This is a genomic window from Candidatus Jordarchaeum sp. (genome assembly GCF_052745115.1).
On the sequence record NZ_JBRAKS010000029.1, the window covers coordinates 1 to 18,213 of the forward strand.

18 protein-coding genes are annotated in these 18,213 nt (G+C 39.3%); 8 read left to right on the forward strand and 10 right to left on the reverse strand.

Annotated features, from left to right (window positions below):
- Window positions 1–166: 166 nt before the first annotated feature.
- A complete protein-coding gene (locus tag ACUVXA_RS03795) occupies window positions 167–1,135 on the forward strand; it encodes an NAD(P)H-dependent flavin oxidoreductase (protein ID WP_445869905.1) in 969 nt (322 codons plus the stop codon).
- 29 nt (window positions 1,136–1,164) lie between these two features.
- Window positions 1,165–1,461 (forward strand): transcriptional regulator, encoded by a 297-nt coding sequence (locus tag ACUVXA_RS03800; RefSeq protein WP_445869906.1) that lies wholly within the window; start codon window positions 1,165–1,167, stop codon window positions 1,459–1,461.
- Between the two features lie 116 nt (window positions 1,462–1,577).
- Here ACUVXA_RS03800 and ACUVXA_RS03805 read toward each other — a convergent pair whose 3' ends face one another.
- Window positions 1,578–3,428, reverse strand: coding sequence for a chloride channel protein (locus ACUVXA_RS03805; protein ID WP_445869907.1), 1,851 nt, complete (start codon window positions 3,426–3,428; stop codon window positions 1,578–1,580).
- Window positions 3,429–3,736: 308 nt separating this feature from the next.
- Between ACUVXA_RS03805 and ACUVXA_RS03810 the strand changes: the two genes are divergently transcribed.
- The 3 genes from ACUVXA_RS03810 (at window position 3,737) to ACUVXA_RS03820 (ending at window position 6,851) form a co-directional block, all read left to right on the forward strand.
- Window positions 3,737–5,113, forward strand: coding sequence for an acetate--CoA ligase family protein (locus tag ACUVXA_RS03810; RefSeq protein WP_445869908.1), 1,377 nt, complete (start codon window positions 3,737–3,739; stop codon window positions 5,111–5,113).
- Window positions 5,114–5,287: 174 nt separating this feature from the next.
- Window positions 5,288–6,106, forward strand: coding sequence for a hypothetical protein (locus tag ACUVXA_RS03815; protein ID WP_445869909.1), 819 nt, complete (start codon window positions 5,288–5,290; stop codon window positions 6,104–6,106).
- A 19-nt stretch (window positions 6,107–6,125) separates the two neighbouring features.
- Window positions 6,126–6,851, forward strand: coding sequence for a hypothetical protein (locus tag ACUVXA_RS03820; RefSeq protein WP_445869910.1), 726 nt, complete (start codon window positions 6,126–6,128; stop codon window positions 6,849–6,851).
- 15 nt (window positions 6,852–6,866) lie between these two features.
- Here the strand turns inward: ACUVXA_RS03820 and ACUVXA_RS03825 are convergent, their stop codons facing one another.
- Entirely contained in the window at window positions 6,867–8,402 is a 1,536-nt protein-coding gene (locus ACUVXA_RS03825; RefSeq protein ID WP_445869911.1) for a lactate racemase domain-containing protein, read from the reverse strand.
- Window positions 8,403–8,566: 164 nt separating this feature from the next.
- On the opposite strand from ACUVXA_RS03825, the gene ACUVXA_RS03830 reads away from it, so the two are divergent.
- A complete protein-coding gene (locus ACUVXA_RS03830; protein ID WP_445869912.1) occupies window positions 8,567–9,163 on the forward strand; it encodes a cysteine hydrolase family protein in 597 nt (198 codons plus the stop codon).
- Window positions 9,164–9,307: 144 nt separating this feature from the next.
- Here the strand turns inward: ACUVXA_RS03830 and ACUVXA_RS03835 are convergent, their stop codons facing one another.
- The 3 genes from ACUVXA_RS03835 to ACUVXA_RS03845 form a co-directional block, all read right to left on the reverse strand.
- Window positions 9,308–9,754, reverse strand: a complete 447-nt coding sequence (locus ACUVXA_RS03835) for a Zn-ribbon domain-containing OB-fold protein (protein ID WP_445869913.1) — start codon at window positions 9,752–9,754, stop codon at window positions 9,308–9,310.
- 3 nt (window positions 9,755–9,757) lie between these two features.
- Window positions 9,758–10,945 carry a thiolase C-terminal domain-containing protein gene (locus ACUVXA_RS03840; RefSeq protein ID WP_445869914.1) on the reverse strand — a complete coding sequence of 396 codons (1,188 nt, stop codon included), beginning with the start codon at window positions 10,943–10,945 and terminating at the stop codon, window positions 9,758–9,760.
- 116 nt (window positions 10,946–11,061) lie between these two features.
- Window positions 11,062–12,234, reverse strand: a complete 1,173-nt coding sequence (locus tag ACUVXA_RS03845; protein WP_445869915.1) for a (Fe-S)-binding protein — start codon at window positions 12,232–12,234, stop codon at window positions 11,062–11,064.
- A 301-nt stretch (window positions 12,235–12,535) separates the two neighbouring features.
- On the opposite strand from ACUVXA_RS03845, the gene ACUVXA_RS03850 reads away from it, so the two are divergent.
- Both ACUVXA_RS03850 and ACUVXA_RS03855 read left to right on the forward strand, forming a co-directional pair.
- Window positions 12,536–12,994: a hypothetical protein gene (locus tag ACUVXA_RS03850; protein ID WP_445869916.1), complete on the forward strand. Its 459-nt coding sequence runs from the start codon at window positions 12,536–12,538 to the stop codon at window positions 12,992–12,994.
- A gap of 259 nt (window positions 12,995–13,253) precedes the next feature.
- Window positions 13,254–13,958 carry a phosphoglycolate phosphatase gene (locus tag ACUVXA_RS03855; RefSeq protein ID WP_445869917.1) on the forward strand — a complete coding sequence of 235 codons (705 nt, stop codon included), beginning with the start codon at window positions 13,254–13,256 and terminating at the stop codon, window positions 13,956–13,958.
- A 77-nt stretch (window positions 13,959–14,035) separates the two neighbouring features.
- On the opposite strand, the gene ACUVXA_RS03860 is transcribed toward ACUVXA_RS03855, so the two are convergent.
- The 5 genes from ACUVXA_RS03860 to ACUVXA_RS03880 all read right to left on the reverse strand — a co-directional run bounded on the left by ACUVXA_RS03860 (window position 14,036) and on the right by ACUVXA_RS03880 (window position 18,088).
- The gene (locus tag ACUVXA_RS03860; RefSeq protein ID WP_445869918.1) at window positions 14,036–14,818 is read right to left on the reverse strand and encodes a hypothetical protein; all 783 of its coding nucleotides are present in this window, start codon (window positions 14,816–14,818) and stop codon (window positions 14,036–14,038) included.
- A 193-nt stretch (window positions 14,819–15,011) separates the two neighbouring features.
- Window positions 15,012–15,392: a hypothetical protein gene (locus tag ACUVXA_RS03865; RefSeq protein ID WP_445869919.1), complete on the reverse strand. Its 381-nt coding sequence runs from the start codon at window positions 15,390–15,392 to the stop codon at window positions 15,012–15,014.
- Between the two features lie 27 nt (window positions 15,393–15,419).
- Entirely contained in the window at window positions 15,420–15,701 is a 282-nt protein-coding gene (locus tag ACUVXA_RS03870; protein ID WP_445869920.1) for a hypothetical protein, read from the reverse strand.
- 182 nt (window positions 15,702–15,883) lie between these two features.
- Window positions 15,884–16,933 carry an LLM class flavin-dependent oxidoreductase gene (locus ACUVXA_RS03875; RefSeq protein ID WP_445869921.1) on the reverse strand — a complete coding sequence of 350 codons (1,050 nt, stop codon included), beginning with the start codon at window positions 16,931–16,933 and terminating at the stop codon, window positions 15,884–15,886.
- A gap of 120 nt (window positions 16,934–17,053) precedes the next feature.
- On the reverse strand, window positions 17,054–18,088 hold the full coding sequence (locus tag ACUVXA_RS03880; RefSeq protein ID WP_445869922.1) for an LLM class flavin-dependent oxidoreductase: 1,035 nt from the start codon (window positions 18,086–18,088) through the stop codon (window positions 17,054–17,056).
- Window positions 18,089–18,213 lie beyond the last annotated feature (125 nt).

Below are 18,213 nucleotides of genomic sequence, written 5' to 3' on the forward strand. Positions count from 1 at the left end.
GTGACTTTTTGGAGAAAAATTATTCCTTAAAGTTATTCAAAATTTTCTTTATAAATAAATTGACACTACTTTAAATAATACACTTTCTAGTAGTTATAGAAAATCTAATCGATAAGAGTATATATAACAAGACACCATAATTATAAAATATTCAGGGTGAATTAAAATGTTTAAGACTAGAATAACTGAACTATTCGGTATCGCATATCCCATTATTGGTGGAGCTATGCATATTTTATCAAGAGCCGAACTCGTTGCCGCCATTTCAAATGCTGGCGGTCTCGGAATTCTGGCATCCACTACTTTTGAGAACCCAGAAGATTTGCGTATGGAGATTCAGAGAACAAGGGAGCTGACAAAAAAGCCCTTCGGCATAAACCTAAATCTTTTTCCTGCCATGAGACCAAGAGGCGTTGAGAAAGATGTTGAACTATTCATCGATGAGGGTGTTCCGATAATCGAGTCCTCAGGAACAAGTCCAGAACCATATGTCTCCCGAATAAAGGAAGCGGGTGTGAAACTAATTCACAAGGTTGCGGGTGTTCGATATGCAAGAACAGCTGAGAGAATAGGCTGCGACGCCGTGACAATTGTAGGATTTGAATGCGGAGGACACCCCGGACTTGATGATGTGACTTCCCTCATACTGGTTCCTGAAACCGTTGACGAAGTTAACATACCGGTGTGTGCTGGAGGAGGTTTCTGTGACTCTAGAAGTTTTCTTGCCGCCCTTGCCCTAGGCGCTGAGGGCGTTGTCATGGGGACACGTTTTGCAGCTACAAAGGAGTGCGACATACATCCAAAAATTAAGGAATGGATAGTAAACGCCAAAGACAATGATACTCTTCTCATTGGGAAAGCCTTCAAACTCGCCTCAAGAGTCATTAAGAATAAGCCAGCCCTAACCGCGGCGGAGATGGAAGCAAAAGGAGCAACCCTTGAAGAAGTTCTTCCAATAATCAGCGGCCAGCTCGGAAAGAAGGCATGGGAAGAAGGTGACGTCGACGCGGGAATACTTTCCCTAGGCATGGCCGTGGGAAGAATTAACAAGGTACAAACCGTAAAAGAAGTTATAGACGAAATAGTGAACGGTGCAAAGCAAATTCTGGAACGCCTAAAAGAGGTAGTGAAATAGTTAAACAGTGTATATAAATCGGTGGTTTAATGGAAAGTTGGAACACAAGAAGGGAGCGAATAGTTAAAATCTTGAATACCAGCTATCCGGTTAGTCTAGAAGACTTGTGTCAAGAACTCAGAGTTTTCGATAAAAGAATCGTACTTGAAGACTTGCATCATATAGCTCTTACTCTAAAGAAAAAGAATATTAAACTAGTTATGATGCCTCCAAGTTGTTCAAGGTGTGGCTTTATTTTCAAGGATTTAAAAAAGCTTAAGATGCCTTCAAGATGCCCGAGGTGCAAAAACGAAAGAATAAGCTCTCCTCTTTTTCAGATTCAATAGTTTTCTGAGAGGCTTCAAGATAGAGCTGGAGTTCCTCTTTCGTAATTTTAAGACCGTTAGAAATATGGAAAACTTAACAGATTCCTCTCTCCCCCTTTTTCTCAAGTTATTCCCAATTATATTTCCATCTCTTCTCGAAATTCTTGATCAATTCTCGCAATTTTCTGAAGCTTTTCTTTAAGCTCTCCCACCCCATGTTCCATTATTAATCTTATTTCATGAACTTGTAGAATATCTGTTCTAGTTAAAATACCTATAATACTCTTCGGATTTTTGGGATCTACCACAATCAGTCTATCCGTTTTATTTTCAAGCATTCGGTCTAAAGCTTGGTGTAAAGTTTCTTCTGGATTTATTGTGACTATGTTTCTGTTAACAACTTCCCCCACTTTTTTTGTTTCGTGTTGGTTCAGGACTTCTCTCTCTATGGTATCAGCGTCAATAACACCGATTAAAGTGCCATCATCCATGACCGGAAAACCATGAAAGCGATGCTCTAACATCATCTCTAATACCTGGAATAATTGCATATTAGAAGAAACCACCTTAGGTTTAGACATAACATCCCCCACTCTAACTCGGTCCAGTATATCTGCGCGTCTCTCTTCCACTATGTCGATACCTTTTTTCAGAAGAGTTTCAGTATAGAGGTCCCCTCTCATGATGAAACGGCTTATCAAATAAGCTGTGATGCACGCAATCATAAGCGGTAGTATCATGTTGTAATCCGCAGTAATCTCTGTGACCAAAACTATGCCCGTTAAAGGAGCTCTTGCCGCTGAGGCGATTAGTGCAGCCATACCTACCAACGCGTAGGCCATAGGGTCAAAAGCTAAAGCAGGTGAAATATAACGCCATAAGGGATTTATCCAATTTACAATGTAAGGCAGTAAGGGGGTGAAGGGACCTAAAGCGTTTCCGTAAAGCAACCATTGTAAAGCTACTCCATAAGCCCCTCCAAACATCGCTCCTATAAATAACATGGGAGCAAAGGCTCCTCCGCTTCCTCCGCTTCCCAACGTTATGGAAGTGCCTATTATCTTTAACAATCCAAGAATAAGAAGTAAAATTATGGTAACCGGTATAATAAGTAACCTATCGATTACTTCATAGCCTCCACCTATAATCTGAGGAAAGAAAAATATAATGAATCCTACCATTAGGCCTCCAATTCCCGGTTTCAAATACTTGGGCACCGTTAAACGTTTGAATCTCTCAGATACGTAATGAAATATTTTTATCCAAAAGATGCTCAGTAAACCAAAGGACAATCCCAAAATGAAAAATAGTATATACTCATAAGGACTTACAAACGCGAAGGTTCTAAGTTCCAGTAAAGGTTGGGTTCCAAGAACTCCTTGGGCTATAGCTGTGCTTATGAATGAAGACAATACCACAGGAACTAATGCTACAGCTTCCACCCCACCGTAAACAATTTCTAAACCGAAGAAAACACCACCCAAGGGTGATTTAAATATAGCACTTATCCCCGCTGCTGCTCCGCAAACCACCAGAATTTTAACCGAGCTTTCATCCAGTTTGAAAAGTCTTCCGATTATCGAACCGGTTCCTCCACTTATTTGAACCATGGGACCCTCATATCCTGCGCTTCCTCCAGAGCCAATTGTTAGGGCAGAAGTGATCATCTTTACCACTGGTATTCTGGCACGAATTCTTCCCCCAGTTCTAGCAATGGCTTCCATGACCTCAGTAACTCCATGTCCTTCACTTTCGGGGGCAAATTTGTAGGTAATAAAAGCAACCATAAAGCCACCCAAAGCTGGCATAACGATTATTAGCGGCGCCCAAATACTTGTCGGGTAGCTCAATAAAATGTCAGAAACAAAATTAATCAGAAACAGGAAAACCGTAGCACTTATGCCACCCAGTGCACCGACAACAATTGAGGCCAGTATCAGCTTAAGATGCCTCCGGGTCAGAAATCTAGAGCCGAAATCCTTAAACAATCCATTAACCCCATTTTTTGAAAATACATTTATAGCCTTACGATATCTCCTCTGGCTTTCTAAATTCTCAATTTTCGGCTCTTTCTTTTTTTTACGCGTTTTTTCCACCAACATTGAACTTTATTGTTTGAGTGATGAGCTCTAAATTAAAAGATTTCGCTTGCATTGTCTTGTTTCAAAATTATTCCGACCTAATCTACTTGAGTTAAACACACCTAATTTATAAAATCCTTTACAATCTTATTAGCATTATTTTGGGGAAAGTGTTAAATTCCATATTCCAGTTTCGTCTATCCCGGTGACATACTTTGATAGCCAAACCCTTCTTCGAAGCCAACTCAGTTATAATCGTTGGAGCCTCTCCCAACGAGGATAAGCTGGGATTTAACATATTAAAGAATTACTATAATTCTAACTACCGCGGGAGAGTGTACTGTGTGAATCCTAACCATCATGGTGCAGAAGCCCTAGGATACAAGTTCTACGGTCGAATAGCTGATGTTCCTGATTCCCCGGAATTGGGAATAATCATTATACCTGCATCTCACACTCCAGAAGCCCTGAGAGAACTGGGCCAGCAGGGTGTGAAACATGTAATTATTGAGAGTGGGGGCTTCGGGGAAATGGGAACCGAGGAGGGTAAACGCCTCCAAGAAGAGATAATAAAGATAGCCAGCGAACACAACATTAGAATCATAGGCCCCAACTGTGTCGGAACCTCCAATTCCTCAAACGGTTTAATAAACACTTTCTGCAGAATCGACAAAGCAAAACCTGGAAGCATGGCTCTAGTTACACAGGGTGGAATTTTCGGAGGAGCAACCCTAGAGAAACTGGTACATACCTGGAGTTTTAGCAAAATAGCAACACTAGGAAATAAACTGGACATAAATGAAACCGACATATTGGAATATCTAATTGAAGATCCTCAAACCAAAGCCATCGGACTCTACTTAGAAGATATTAAGGACGGAAAAAGATTCATACAAGTTGCTAGAAAAGCTACTAAACATAAACCTTTAGTGGTTTTGAAAGGAGGCGTTACCGAAGCCGGAACCCGAGCCACCGCTTCACACACCGGTGCGATTGCCGGACGAGAAGAAGTTTTCGACGCAGCAGTGAAACAAAGTGGACTGATAAAAGCCAATAATCTAGAAGAACTTTTCGACTTCACCAAAGCCTTCGCGTTCCAACCCCTACCTAAGGGAAAACGTATAGAAGTTATTTCCAACTCGGGAACCTTAGCTGTGCTAGCTACAGACACCTGTGTAAAACTCGGATTACAGGTACCGATACTGTCCGATGATGTGCAGAAAAAAATATTGGAGAAGGCTCCCTCGTGGCTCCCCTCAGCGAAAGGTCCCTTAGATCTTGGGCCCGCAGACTGGCTATTTGAAATTTGCATTGAAGAAGTTTTGAGGGATCCAACCATAGATGGTGCTGTAGTATGCGTAGCGTTATGGAGTGTAATGTATGATCGGGAAGACTTCATTGTTGATGTACTCCGAAGAACTATCGGCAAGTATAATAAACCAGTGCTAGTGGCTGCGACTGGGCACCTAGAATTAGAAAAACAGATTCACGAATTGGAAAAAGAGGGATTACCGGTCTATGATACTCCCGAAAGGGCAGCTAAAGCCATAGCCGCCATGTACAAATATTATACCCGTATAGAAAACAAGTAGAGTCAATTCCAAGATTTTTCTCTTTCTAATCCCAAAAAGAAAAAATGATTTCTCAGAATTGAGAAAATAGGCTCACCTTTATTTTGAATTTTTTTGAAAGCTTTTATTAGAAAGTACATCTTTATATATTACACAAAAAGTTTTCCATTAGAGTGATTTTCGGAGGAAACGGTTGTGGGCAAGGCGTTTAAAGCGTTTAAAATTCTCATGGCGTTCATAATAGTAGGCTTGTTTTTAGTTCCGATAACATCTGCAATTTCACTTGCAATTTACCCATTCCAATTTTACCAAAACCCATTGGATACTTTAAATCCTGGCGCCATAAGTAATAATGGAGTAATCACAAAAAATACCACAATTTACATATACAACCCGGGATTATACGATATAAACAGCTTGCTATTTGTAACCTCGGTTCTTAACTCCTCATTCTACGTCTACGGTGAACCCACGTATATTCTTTGGCCAATCCCTCGAGGCTCCATAATTCCCTACACCGTTGTTATGGCAGTAAACACTTCGCAACTATCAAACGAGGTCTTAGGTGACTTCTTAAACACCACATCTTTCTATGGTCAAATCATTTTCAACGTGAGGTACGCATACGCATTAACCAGTCTTTCAAACCTACAAATAACCCCTTGGGGCACCATGTCTCCTATGTATAATCTGTCGCATGGACCAGCAGTTAGGGACTATTCCACTAATACTACTGCTAATGTAACTTTCGGTTTCCTTAATTTTCTCCAGGGCTACACTTTGAATATTTACGCCGAACTCAGGAATGCTTCAGGGCTGGTAGCCAACAGTAGTATTAATGTTTATTCTGTGCCATCTGCTACAATGTTTACACCTGCGTTTTTCCTAGAAAATATAACATTAACAGTTAATGGAGTTGGAACATTGAAAGACGCAAGCAATTACACGCTTAGTCTCATTGTAACGAGTCCCTTCAGCTATAATTACACGAAAACTGGCTATACTGTTGTTTAGTTTTATGGAGGTTTGAGTTTTGGAACCACGTACATGGGCTCTTATTAAAGGTTTTGCACTAGGATTGGTGGCGTTTATTTTCTTCTTCCTTATTCCTTTCTTCCTTTACAATTTTATCATGGGATTTCTCAGAGATGTGCTCATTCTTTATTTCTTTGGGCCTCCAGAGTTTCAGACTTTACTATCTATCTATTCTCCTCCTGTATCTACCTTCATAAACATAAATTTTGGCCTAATTATTCTCTTGGGTTTGCCCCTGTCCGTAATGGCCTTCTTGCGTGCCTTTTATAAAAGTGAAACAGTGGGACACGGACTGAGCGCTCTAGCATTTACCGCCATACTAGGAATATTCTTACTCATAGGTTATGGAAGTCTAGGTATAATAACTTTCTTTTACTACATGAAAATACCCATATACACTTTTGACTATGGAACAGGCACTATTATAACCACTTATCTTAATTACACCTCTCCCTTTGTAATCGATGTTCAAGGAATCATAAATATTGTTGTAGCGGTGATACTTCTCAGTGGCTTAATTTATTTAGTAGAAACAGGGATAGGAATAAGTAACCGGGACTACTGGCGATACTGGAGTATAAGGGAAAAGAAAGAACCACCTAGACCAGAAGATACTTTTGATACTATACGAACGGAAGATACTTTTAGAGCAGAAGATTCTTTTGATACCACTAGACCCGAAGATACTTTTGATACTATTAGGGAAAATGATGATTTTTCCTAAAAGCATTCTTTGTTTTTATTTTTTTATTTCTGAGATGAATATGGGAGGCATACAGAAGTAAGCTATGGTGCAGTTTTCTCCAAGATATTTTCTACTAATTTCTATGGCTTCGTCCAAGTCTTTTGCGTGGTCGAACCCTAGTATTTCTAAGGCTCTTCTACTCTTAGAACCGGCAACAATTACTCTCCCCACATTTAAGAGCCCCAGGACACCCCAATAGTAGGCCATCAGCACATGCGTCCCGTGATAGGCGAAACCGTTACGATATTTATCCGAGTAGTTCCGGTTATTTAGATAGATTTTTTCCACTTTTTTAAGGTTGAAAATATCTGGTTTTTCGGTCAACACCTGCTCATAGAAATCTATGTAGGAGGGATGCTGCTCGGGGTCGAACTTTTCGTAAGCCGGATTAGAAATTATAATTACCCCACCTTTTTTCAGTGGAGGCTTTCCGCTGTGCATATTATACATGTATCCCAAAACCAGGCTATGCAGCAGGATAGGATTCATAACCGAACCCACACTGTAGGGAGTAAAATTCGGCACTCCAAACATCACAACATCATACTGCTTATCCACTGGAACAGTCAACTGCTTCTTCACCAGTTTCAAAGTTTCCTCATGAGCCTTCTCAATGTCCCCTGCATAAACACCGATCATTCTGTAATTTGCCTTATACCTGTTTCTCACATAGGCTTTGAGAAAATTCGGCACTCTTCTAATTGTGGAGAGGGCTATTTTTCTCCATAAGGGCAAACCGTGATAAACCCCCCCTAATGGTCGCCACAATTTTTCAAATAAGCCACTATAAAAATTGTCGTTCAAAACCATTTCAATGGTGAAGACCCTGATCTTATTCTTTATAGTTCTTCCCATCTCCCAAATAATTCTGTGTAAACCAGACGCCTGCGGATCCATCAATGAACCCTCGCTAAGCGCTTCCGGCGAATGGTTGGGAATTATGGCCTTGTAGCTTCCCAGACCAACTATTATGGATTTCCAACCGCCATTCATGGGAACAAAGGTTATATTCAAATAAATTATCAGATCCGCCTCTGCGGCAAACCGGTTAATCTCAACCTCATATCCCTCTCTTGTCTTTCCCAGAACTACGAGATTTTTCTTGTCGTCAGCATCGTGATTTATGACTCGGCCCGCGTACTCCCTATAAACGTTCTTTCCCAAAATGTGAGCCAATTCTTTGGGCTTGCACTTTCTATGCAAACCAGTGGCACAAATAAAAAGAATATTCTCCCTTTTTACCCCTATTTTCCCTAGTTTTTCCAAAACCACCTCAGCAGCCTTAGCCCTCACATCATTCTTCATCTGAGGCAAAGGTACACTAACATCGTCAAAACAAATGGCAACTCTAGATTTCTCACTAATCAAATCTTCCAGTCTTTTAGAGCCTATAGGATTATTCAGAGCCTCCCTTATTGCAGCCTTCTCATCCTCCAAGGGAGGCAAGGGTTTCGGTGCATAAAAAATCTTGGTTTGCTCCGGAAAATCATAAACTAAAACGTCGTCACCATAAAAAATAACTTCATTCAACTCAAAAAACTCCTCAAAATCTCTTCATTCTCTGTATATCAGGAGACTAAAATTATTTTCGGCTCAAAAAATTATCGTGACGCAAAAAGGGAGAAAAAAATGTCAGCCTAAAATTATTATAATACCTGGAAAAATGTTAAAATCATTAACTCGAGGTAAAAATTATGAAGAAGGAATACGATTTAAAAAATCTAAACCGGAACACTGCTGTTCTGGTAATAGATATGCAAAACGACTTTGCATCCCAAGAAAAAAATCCACCAGAAAGATGGGACCAAATCAGAAAAGTCATTCCAAACATTCGAAAAATAGTCCATCAAGCGAGAAAGCGTAAAATACCAGTAATTTACACTAAAGAAATGCATAGAGCTTCGGGAGTAGATTTTGGGATAGAATTGGACTTTGAGGAGGAACACTGTATTGAAGGATCTCCAGGCGCCGAAATTATTGAAGATTTGAAACCCCAAAAAGAAGAATACATTGTAACAAACAAGAGAAGATACAGCGCATTTATGGGCACAGATCTCGAAATCTTGCTCAGAGGACTAAAAATTGAAAATCTCATCCTAACAGGAGCCTTCACCGATGTCTGTGTACTAGCCACCGCATTTGAAGCAAGAGCAAAAGACTACAGAGTTATAATTCCCAAGGACAGCGTCATAGGGACAAATCCCCAAAGACATCAAGCAGCACTCGCATGCATTGACTATGTAGTAGGCTATATAACAAACACAGAAAATATATTGCATTCAATAAAATAACCAATTCTAAAAATCCATTTTTAAAAATTTTCGATGCGAAAAATACTTTTCAGAACACATTATCCTAAAAATGGAAAAAATAGGAGTTTGGCTTTTTAGCCACTTTCTCATTTTTAATAGTTGTTTGCTGTCTTTTTAATAATACTATAAAATACTAAAAACGGGACATACATGTTCTCCGCCACTATACTTATCAGAATAAGCAAAAACACCTTTGATCTTCACACTCCTTCCAAGAACCTCCTCAGACATTTTTTCAACATCATAATCTAGCCTACCAACAATCCAAGGACCTTCATCAGTCTTAGCCAGACAGACAATGTACGGTGCCTCATAGCCCTCTGGTGGAATTCTTATCACCGTATATGTCATAAGCTCTCCTTTGCCACTAAGCTCCGTTGGCACAACATTAATGCTACTACACCTTTGACAAACAATCATCGGCGGACATGTTACCGACCCGCAGTCCTTGCATTTAAGTCCTATTAATTTCCCTTGTTTCAATGCTTCCTCGTAATCCTTAGAGGTTAAAACATAGCGGCTCTTGATGTCCTTCTCCATTTCAGCAGGTTCTCTTCCCACCATGTTCATCACTCACCTCTTAGACCTTCCAAGAATTATGTGACATAGTGTTCCAAAGTCTCCTCCCAGAGTATCGGTCATCCCGATCTCTGGAACCGGATCCAATTGATTTCCTTTAGGTGCAGCACCCTTCATCTGCTGAATAACCATGTAAACCTGAGAAGCTCCAGTTGCCCCTATAGGATGACCCCTGCCAATTAGCCCACCAGACATATTAGTGGGGATCTTTCCACCTATTTCGGTCTGACCGTCTACGGTTGCGTCCGCTGCTTCACCTTCCCCAAAGAAGCCCATAGCCTCGAGTGCAATCAGTTCCGCTGGTGTAAAGCAGTCGTGAAGCTCAAGAATATCAATGTCCTTAGTAGTAAGACCCGCATTCTTGAAAGCCATCCTCGCAGAATAAATTCTGGAAGGCGGCTTGGTAAAATCTTCTAGTCTTGCTAGAGGTCCACCGGTACCCTGTCCAGTACCTAAAATATATACGGGTTCATCCGTATACTTTCTAGCAATATCACCTGCACATATTATAAGCGCGGCTGCCCCATCCGAGAAGGGACAACAATCCAACAGCGTTAATGGATCAGCTATCACTGGTGAGCTTAGTACTTTTTCTACTGTTAGGTCTCCGTATTTTTTATACCATTGCGCTAAGGGGTTGAGTGCCCCATGTTTATGATTTTTCACTGCTACATGTGCCATTTTTTCTCTCAATTTTTGTAGCGGTATCTCATAGAATCTAGAGTACAATACTGCGGCCATTGCAAAGGCTCCGGGAAATGTCAGCCCTGCAGGGCCTTCTGTAGTTGCGTGCCCTCCCATAGCAAAGGTTCTGGTGGCAAACGGGGTTCCCATTATCATTGCTCTCTCGGTTCCCCCTGCTATTACCATATCAAATTGTCCTGAAGCAACCCACATGTAAGCGTCTCTTATAGCTACGGTTGCTGATGCACACGCTCCTTCGAATCTTGATGAGGGTATATGTCCTAATCCAAGCTCGGAGGTTGCATATACTGCTGTCATCATTTGTCCCTCTTCAAACATGGGGAGGACTGAACCCATAAACAAAGCTTCAATATCTTTTCTTTCAACATTTGCGTCTTCTATTGCCTCTTGTCCAGCTTCCGCAAAGAGCTCAAGTTGTGTTTTGTCTGCTTTTCCAAATTTGGTGTGCCCCATTCCTATTATTGCAACATCTCTCATTTTTTCATACCCCAAATTAAAAATTGCAAGTATTTATAAACACAAATAGTATGTTTTTAATGCTAGATTTAAATTTTATGTAACAATAATTTTTCAGCATAAATAATTATTAGAAATCAAAGTTTCTGAACCACCCCATTTTTGATAATATATTTATCCTTTAATAAGCTAGTATTTTCCACAATTTTTCTAGCCATAAGTTCCATTGCCTGGTTTGTTACTTCCACAATTCGATGAGGTGGTTTTTCTCCAATAGCCTTCTGAGCGAGTTCTGTGATGTAGTATGCTTCAATATTCTTTTCAACGGCACTCTTTGATAATGCGAAGACACAACCCGTACAAATGAAGGCTAATGCTTCTGCTCCCACCTCTTCAGCTTCAGATACTCTCATATTTGCTATTTTCTCTGCTAATGCTCTATTTCTGAAAGAAACAGGGGCACCGCAGCAAAGTGATTTTTCCCGATTATGACTCATCTCCACCACTTCAGCTCCCATAATCTCCAGAAGCTCTCTTGGACTCTCGTAAATTTTTCGATCCAAGCTTCGCCATGGACACGGATCATGAAAAGTTATTCTCTTGTCAATTTTGTTTGTGAACTCTAGTTCACCCCTATGGTATTTCTCAACGAGATATTCGATGATGCTTTGACTCTCAATATTGTAGTCTTCAATGATTTCGGGATATAATCCTCTTGTTATGCGGTCGCAGCCGGGACAGAATGAGATGATTTTTTCCACACCTAATTTATTAAATTCTTTCAGCAATTTTTTGCCTTTTATCTTTGCTTCCTCTTGGCCAAAAAGACTGTTTACATATCCTCCGCAGCAATACTTCATCCCCCCTAGTAAAGGCAAGTCCTCTAACAATTTTGTTTTGACCAAGTCCGTATAAATGTATGAGAGGCTGCAACCTATATAGAACATTTCTTTGCTTTTAGGTGGATTCATGTATTTTTTTAGGTTCTCTCTTTTCTTCTCGATTTCCAATTCAAATCCGATAGACATCAAGTTCAGAGGAACTTCCTCGGTTATTAATAGTAGGCTTCCCACACCTTCCTCACGGTTTTTTTTCAACCTAATTTCTTTTCTGAGCCCAGCAGGTTCCGACCGTGTAGGGCAAATAGTGTTGCAGTATGAGCAGCCAGCACAGTTTCTGAGTATTTCCTCGGAAGTTCTTGTTTCGATCATTCTGGAAATTTCTTCTTTAGCTTTTTCTAAAGGTAATTGTAAGAAAGGACACCGTGAGAGACAAGTGCCACAACGTTCACAGGTTTCTTCATTAAACATTTTGTTTTCCTCAAAATTTTCTTATAATTTATGAACAAATTTTATTTTTATAGTACTCCTTCCAAACTCTCCTTTTATTTCTACTTCTCTACCTATCTTTACTTAACTATAATAAACATTGAAGCCTTTTTATTTTTGTTAGGTAATTCTTATTAAAACTGGAGGTGGTTCATTTTTTTATAGAACGCTTTTTTGCCTGTTTATTTTCTAAACAAAATATTTTTATTTTAAAGCAATTACTCCCCCCATTGTCCCTATTCAGGCCTAAGACAATGCTAAAAAGGTTGTGAGATGACTTTAGATGGAAGCAGAGCGTATTTATAAATTTTCAGGCAATGTTTTTAAAAATGTGATTGCTCGCCTTGAAGAGACCATGGGTGCTGGCACGATTAGAGCGGTATTTCGTCTAGTTGGTAAGGATTTGGGAAAAAGAGCAGCTGAAAGGATAAAGAATGAACAAGAAATTTCAAATTACACTCTTGGAGAATTTGCAAAAATTATCGTATATGATGTTATAGCTCCAGTTACGGGAAATGATGGTGTAATGCTAAGGGAGTCCCCTGAAAACATTGAAATAGACATTTCTGTTTGCCCCTTTGAAAAAATGGGATTTGATATATCAAACAAGTTCTACTGCACATACACAGAGAGTCTAATAGAAACAGTTATCGAAGAAAAATTAGGAAAAGAAGTAATAATTAAAATAAACTCTCTAAAAAGCGCTGGGGGCGATAAATGCTCATTCCAAATCTCTAAATAATAATTTTCTCTTTTTTTGGAAACTTTAGCAAACAAAATAATGGAAAAACTGTCAGGGAACTCACACGACTTTTTATACTACTAATTTCAATTTGTTGTCTATAGCTATTAATATTCTAATTGATTAATTTTTTGAAAAACGCAAAAAATAGGATAAACTGTTTTTGGATATGTAACTTTTGCATTCAATTTATATGGCGGTTTTTTATAGTTGCAATAGTCAAAATTAAAATTATTTTAAGGAACTGGAAGGATAAGATTTGCCATTTAATCCGAAATTTCAGGTATTGGTTACGGATGTTGACGGTACTCTGACTTCTCCCCAGAATAGACTACACCTTCCGGCGGTGGAAGCTATAAGAAAACTGGAGGATCAGGGAATTCACGTCGTTTTCTGTTCGGGGAATATAATGTGCTCCTTACTGACTCTGGAGTTTTATTTGGGAATAAGTGGTCCGATAATCGCTGAGAACGGAGGAGTGGTTATGAAACTGGGCTGGGATAAACCGATCATACTAGGTTCAAAGGAGCAACCCCTCAAGGCGCTGAAAGTTCTAAAAGAAACATTTGGAGACAGAATCATGGAGGTTGGCGACCAATTTTACAGATTTACGGATATTGCCATTAGAAGAACAATTGACCGAGAAAACCTGGTAAAAACAATGAAAGAAAACAATGTAGAAATCAATGTTCTGGATTCCGGATACGCGCTTCATCTTTGTGATCCTCAGGTTCACAAGGCTATCGGTGTAAGGAAGGCTGTTGAAAAACTAGGTTACAAATCAGAGGACGTACTTGGAATAGGTGATGGACAAAACGACATTGAGCTACTTCAGGAAGTAGGATACGGAATAGCTTTAAATAACGCTCCCCAAGTGCTTAAGAATGTGGCAGACTACGTAACGGAAAAATCCTTTGGCGAAGGATTTATAGAGGCGGTTAAAAAATTTTTCAATATCGATTAATCCCCATTCAGAATAATCTCAACGATTTTTATATACTTTAAAGATTTTTCAGCAAATAGAATTGGAAAAGTTTGAAACTACTTCTTTGATTTGCCTATCGGACAACTGGTCATACACTTAAAGCAGTTATACAGCATTCCCGATGTTAACACTTGTAATATTTTCCAGAATTCGGTGCTTCGTGCAAATTCCTGAATTTCTTTCCCACCAGCATTCTTTTCCACAAGCCCATCTATAGCAGATACTACTCCTGGAATGAAGTATTTGAGAATGTTTGGTGCGCATTTAAACACCTCTACTTCACCCTTCATAGAAATAGCTCCCATAGGACAGTCTTCAACACAGATTGCACAATCCTCCCTCATACACAACTTTTCATTAAACGGTTCATCTGGTATTAGATTCGCATTAGTTATAAGGGCTCCAATTCTCACTCTGGGACCATATTCCGGTGTAATTAATAGTCTATTCAGTCCTATCTCCCCCAATCCCGCGCACTGAGCCGCGTGTCTTAGAGAGACTTCTCCTATCAATCCTGAACCCTCATCCATATCCACGGGAAGATAGGCTGGTATGGAAACCGCCTTAAATCCTTTCCTTTTTAAAAATTTGGATAAACCGTAAAGTATCCTATCAATTTCGTGATAAAGCTGGTGCACATTATATTGTATAATCTGAAGATTTTCCGAATCCAAGACCGGTTCGAAGTGCTCTAATGCAATGACCACTAGTGCTCTTGCGTCCGACATTATCTTGAAGAGGTTTCCTCTGCCTTCAACCATTTTTTCCGCTGAGCAGATTCCAACAAGATCAGCATTCATTTCAAGTGCTAATTTCTTAACTTCATCCGTAATAGTCATACTAGATCACCATGTTCTTCGACTAAAAAATAGATTATAAACTATTTTTTAAATAGTTGTTTAACTTAATTTAAGTCTCAGATAGTCTTAACAATAATATGTATTCAACTTAAAAGTTTGGATTCTAGAATATAAAAATGAATTTTGGTATACCTTCTAATAAAATCCAAAAAATAAAATTATAGCCAATGGTTTAAAATATGCTCCGATTATCGACCTTCTTCCTCCAGAATAATCCCCATGCCAAAAGAATAATTGAGACCACGATAGAACCGAAGCCGATGAATACTGCTAAAAAGACAGAAACGTCCTGAAGCGCGAAAAGATTCAAGTTTAATAATAATTCTAGTGGATTTATGAAGTACATGACTAAAATGCCATAGACTAAGGCAATAAATCCAACAACCATTCCTACAATTGAAAAAAGTATGAAACGTGTAGCATACCAATTAATTGTGGTGTATACCTCTTCTATTATGTCTTTGTAGCTTGGCTTAATTGCTCGTTTAACTCGTTCTTTCACTTCCCCCACTTTTTTACTTTTTTTTCCGGTTTTTTTCTCTTTTGCAGACATTAATAATTCACCCCATTTTACCCATTTTTATTTCTGGGCAAGCTTTTTTTCCAACCTTTTCCCTTCGCTACGCATCCATACAAGTCCCCAAAAAGTTAGAAATAATCCTATGACAATAAAAGCTAAACCTATAAAGAATCCCAATATTATCGAAAATGAGACCACAAAGCTTCCATAAACCCAATAAGCTAGAACCGAATAGACTATTGACACCGCCCCAAAAGCCACCGCTACAACACTAATAATAATGTATTTAGAAGCTAAAGAAATAATCTGAGCACTAGCTTCCAAATCCATTTCTTTAGCCAATTCTTACTCCTCCAAATTTTGTAATAAATAGTTCTATTTATGTATTTAATAGTTTTGTAAGCTTATGGTTTTTAATATTTATATGATATTAATTCCCGAGTCTAATCCACTCTATAAAAATAAGAAAATTAGCATTTAAATTTTCTAATACTATTGTTAAAATATTTACATTAAGCCAAGATTTATTCATATTGCTCTTTGAAATAGGGAATTATCTTTTTACCCCATAGTTCGTATTGATTCTTTCTATGTTTTGTGGGAACCAGTAGTATGCACACAAAGTAATAGTTACCCGCCTTGTAGAGATTGTCGATTCTCTCAATGCATTTATCTGGTGTCCCGTAAATGAAGTGTTCCTCAACGGTTTCAAAGGGAATTTTTTTAGCGAACTCAATAACTTTCTTTATTGACTCGGGACTGTAGGTGAATTTGCCTAGTCCAAACTCTTCTGGAACCCCTAATCCCACTTTTTTAAGGGTTTCAGGCCAAAAGGTTGAGAGTAATTTTGCTGGAAATTCTATGGGGTTCGGTCCCTCCTCTTCAACCTTTGAGATATAAGTGTATATAGTGTTTGCTCTTACAATTTTTTCAGGGTCTCTGCCTACTTTTGTGGCGTGTTTCTTTATCTCTTCCCAAAATTTTTTGTACTCTTCTGGAGTGAGTCCTTGAGGCAACCATCCGTCACCTAATTCTGCGGTAATCTTTCTTGTTCTTGGCGAGTTGGCGGCAATCCAGAATGGGGGATGTGGTTGCTGGAATGGCAAGGGCAGCAGAAAAGCATTTTTCAGCTTGTAAAATTCGCCTTCATAATCGATTGTGCCGCCCGAGAAAAATTTCTTAACGATTTTAATCGTTTCTTCCATTAAGCTAACTGGTTTATCCCATTTAATTCCAAAAGGTTTAATAGAAGGTGCCTCACCTGCTCCAATTCCTAAAATCAACCTTCCATTTGAAATATGGTCTACCGTAACTATATTCTGGGCCAATACTGCAGGATGTCTCCGGGCGGTATCAACCACACTTATTCCCAATTTTAATTTAGTCCGAGAGCCTATTGCGGCTAGCGTTGGAAAGGGCTCCAATGCATCCCAAACTTTGATCCCGGTTCCTAAAAGATGATCCCCCACCCACACACTATCAAAACCATTATTATTAGCGTAGGAAACGGCATCATAAATGTCAGAGAGTGGAGCATTAGGCAAGTGAGCACCAAACTGTGGAACTGGAGGCATACATACACCCTAGTAGTATTTATCAAAATACGACGGTTTCTATTTATAAATTTATAGCCTAAAACACTTCAATAGGTCTACTCATGCTTAATTTAACTTCAGTATTACTGAATGTAAATGTCATAGTTCTTTGAAATATGGAATTATCTTATCCCGATAAATTTCGAATACTTTGTTGGGATCAGGCCCCCGGTTGAGCAGAGCCAGGTGTTTTATTCCTGCTTTGAAGAAGGCTTCTATCTGATCCATAACTTGGTCTACTGTGCCTATAATGTTGAAATCCTGTAATATGCGGTCTGGCACCTTGCCCAGATATTGAAACAGCTTCATGAGATCCTCGTTCGACGGGGTTATCTTCTGAATAGCCAAATCTTTCGGAACATCGATATTATACTCTTCCTTTAGCTTGTCCGGGAAGAGGAGATGTCCACCTTTCATGAATTCTACTCTCTTGTAGGCGGTTTCAAAGTCATCAGCTATAGCAGTCATGCAATTATAACAGGTGTCAATCTGGTCTATGCTTCTCCCCGCTTTCTTGGCACCTTCCTCCACATCTTTTATATGTTTGGCAATCAGATTGGGGCTCTCATAGAATGGAAACCATCCCTCAGCCATCTCGCCGGTAAGCCTTCTAGAAACCGGTCCATTTGCCGCAATGTAAATCGGGATTGTTTGCTGAACTGGTTTGAGCTGCAGAAGGGCATCCTTCATTTTGAAGAATTCACCGTCGTAGTTCACTCTGTCCTCCTTCCAGAGAAGTCGCATCACCTCGATAAACTCCCTTAATTTTGAAACCGGTTTCTGGGCATCAATATTGAACATTTTAAGATTCATGGCCTCACCCGCACCAATACCCAGCATAGCTCTACCATTAGAAACCATATCTAGAGTTGCCAGAATATGAGCCATAACCGCCGGGTGCCTACGATGAGGATCAGAAACACCAGTACAAAGAGTAAGACTAGTCGTATTCAAAGCCATGGTGGTTAAAAACACGAAAGCATCATAAACTCTGCCTTCCGGCGGAATGGTTGTAAGGTGGTCCGCATACCATAAACTTTCAAAACCACACTGCTCCGCCTTTTTAGCACCTTCAATCGCTAACTCCAACCTGTAAGTAGGAACCGGAATTGAGAAACCAAACTTAACATCCATAATGACTCACCCAAAAATACTAAGAGCATTTTACTTTCAATGAACCAGATATAAAAATATTTTTAGATATATGCTCTGTTGCACAATTTTACTTTTTCAAAAAAATTTGATTATATTTTGAAAAT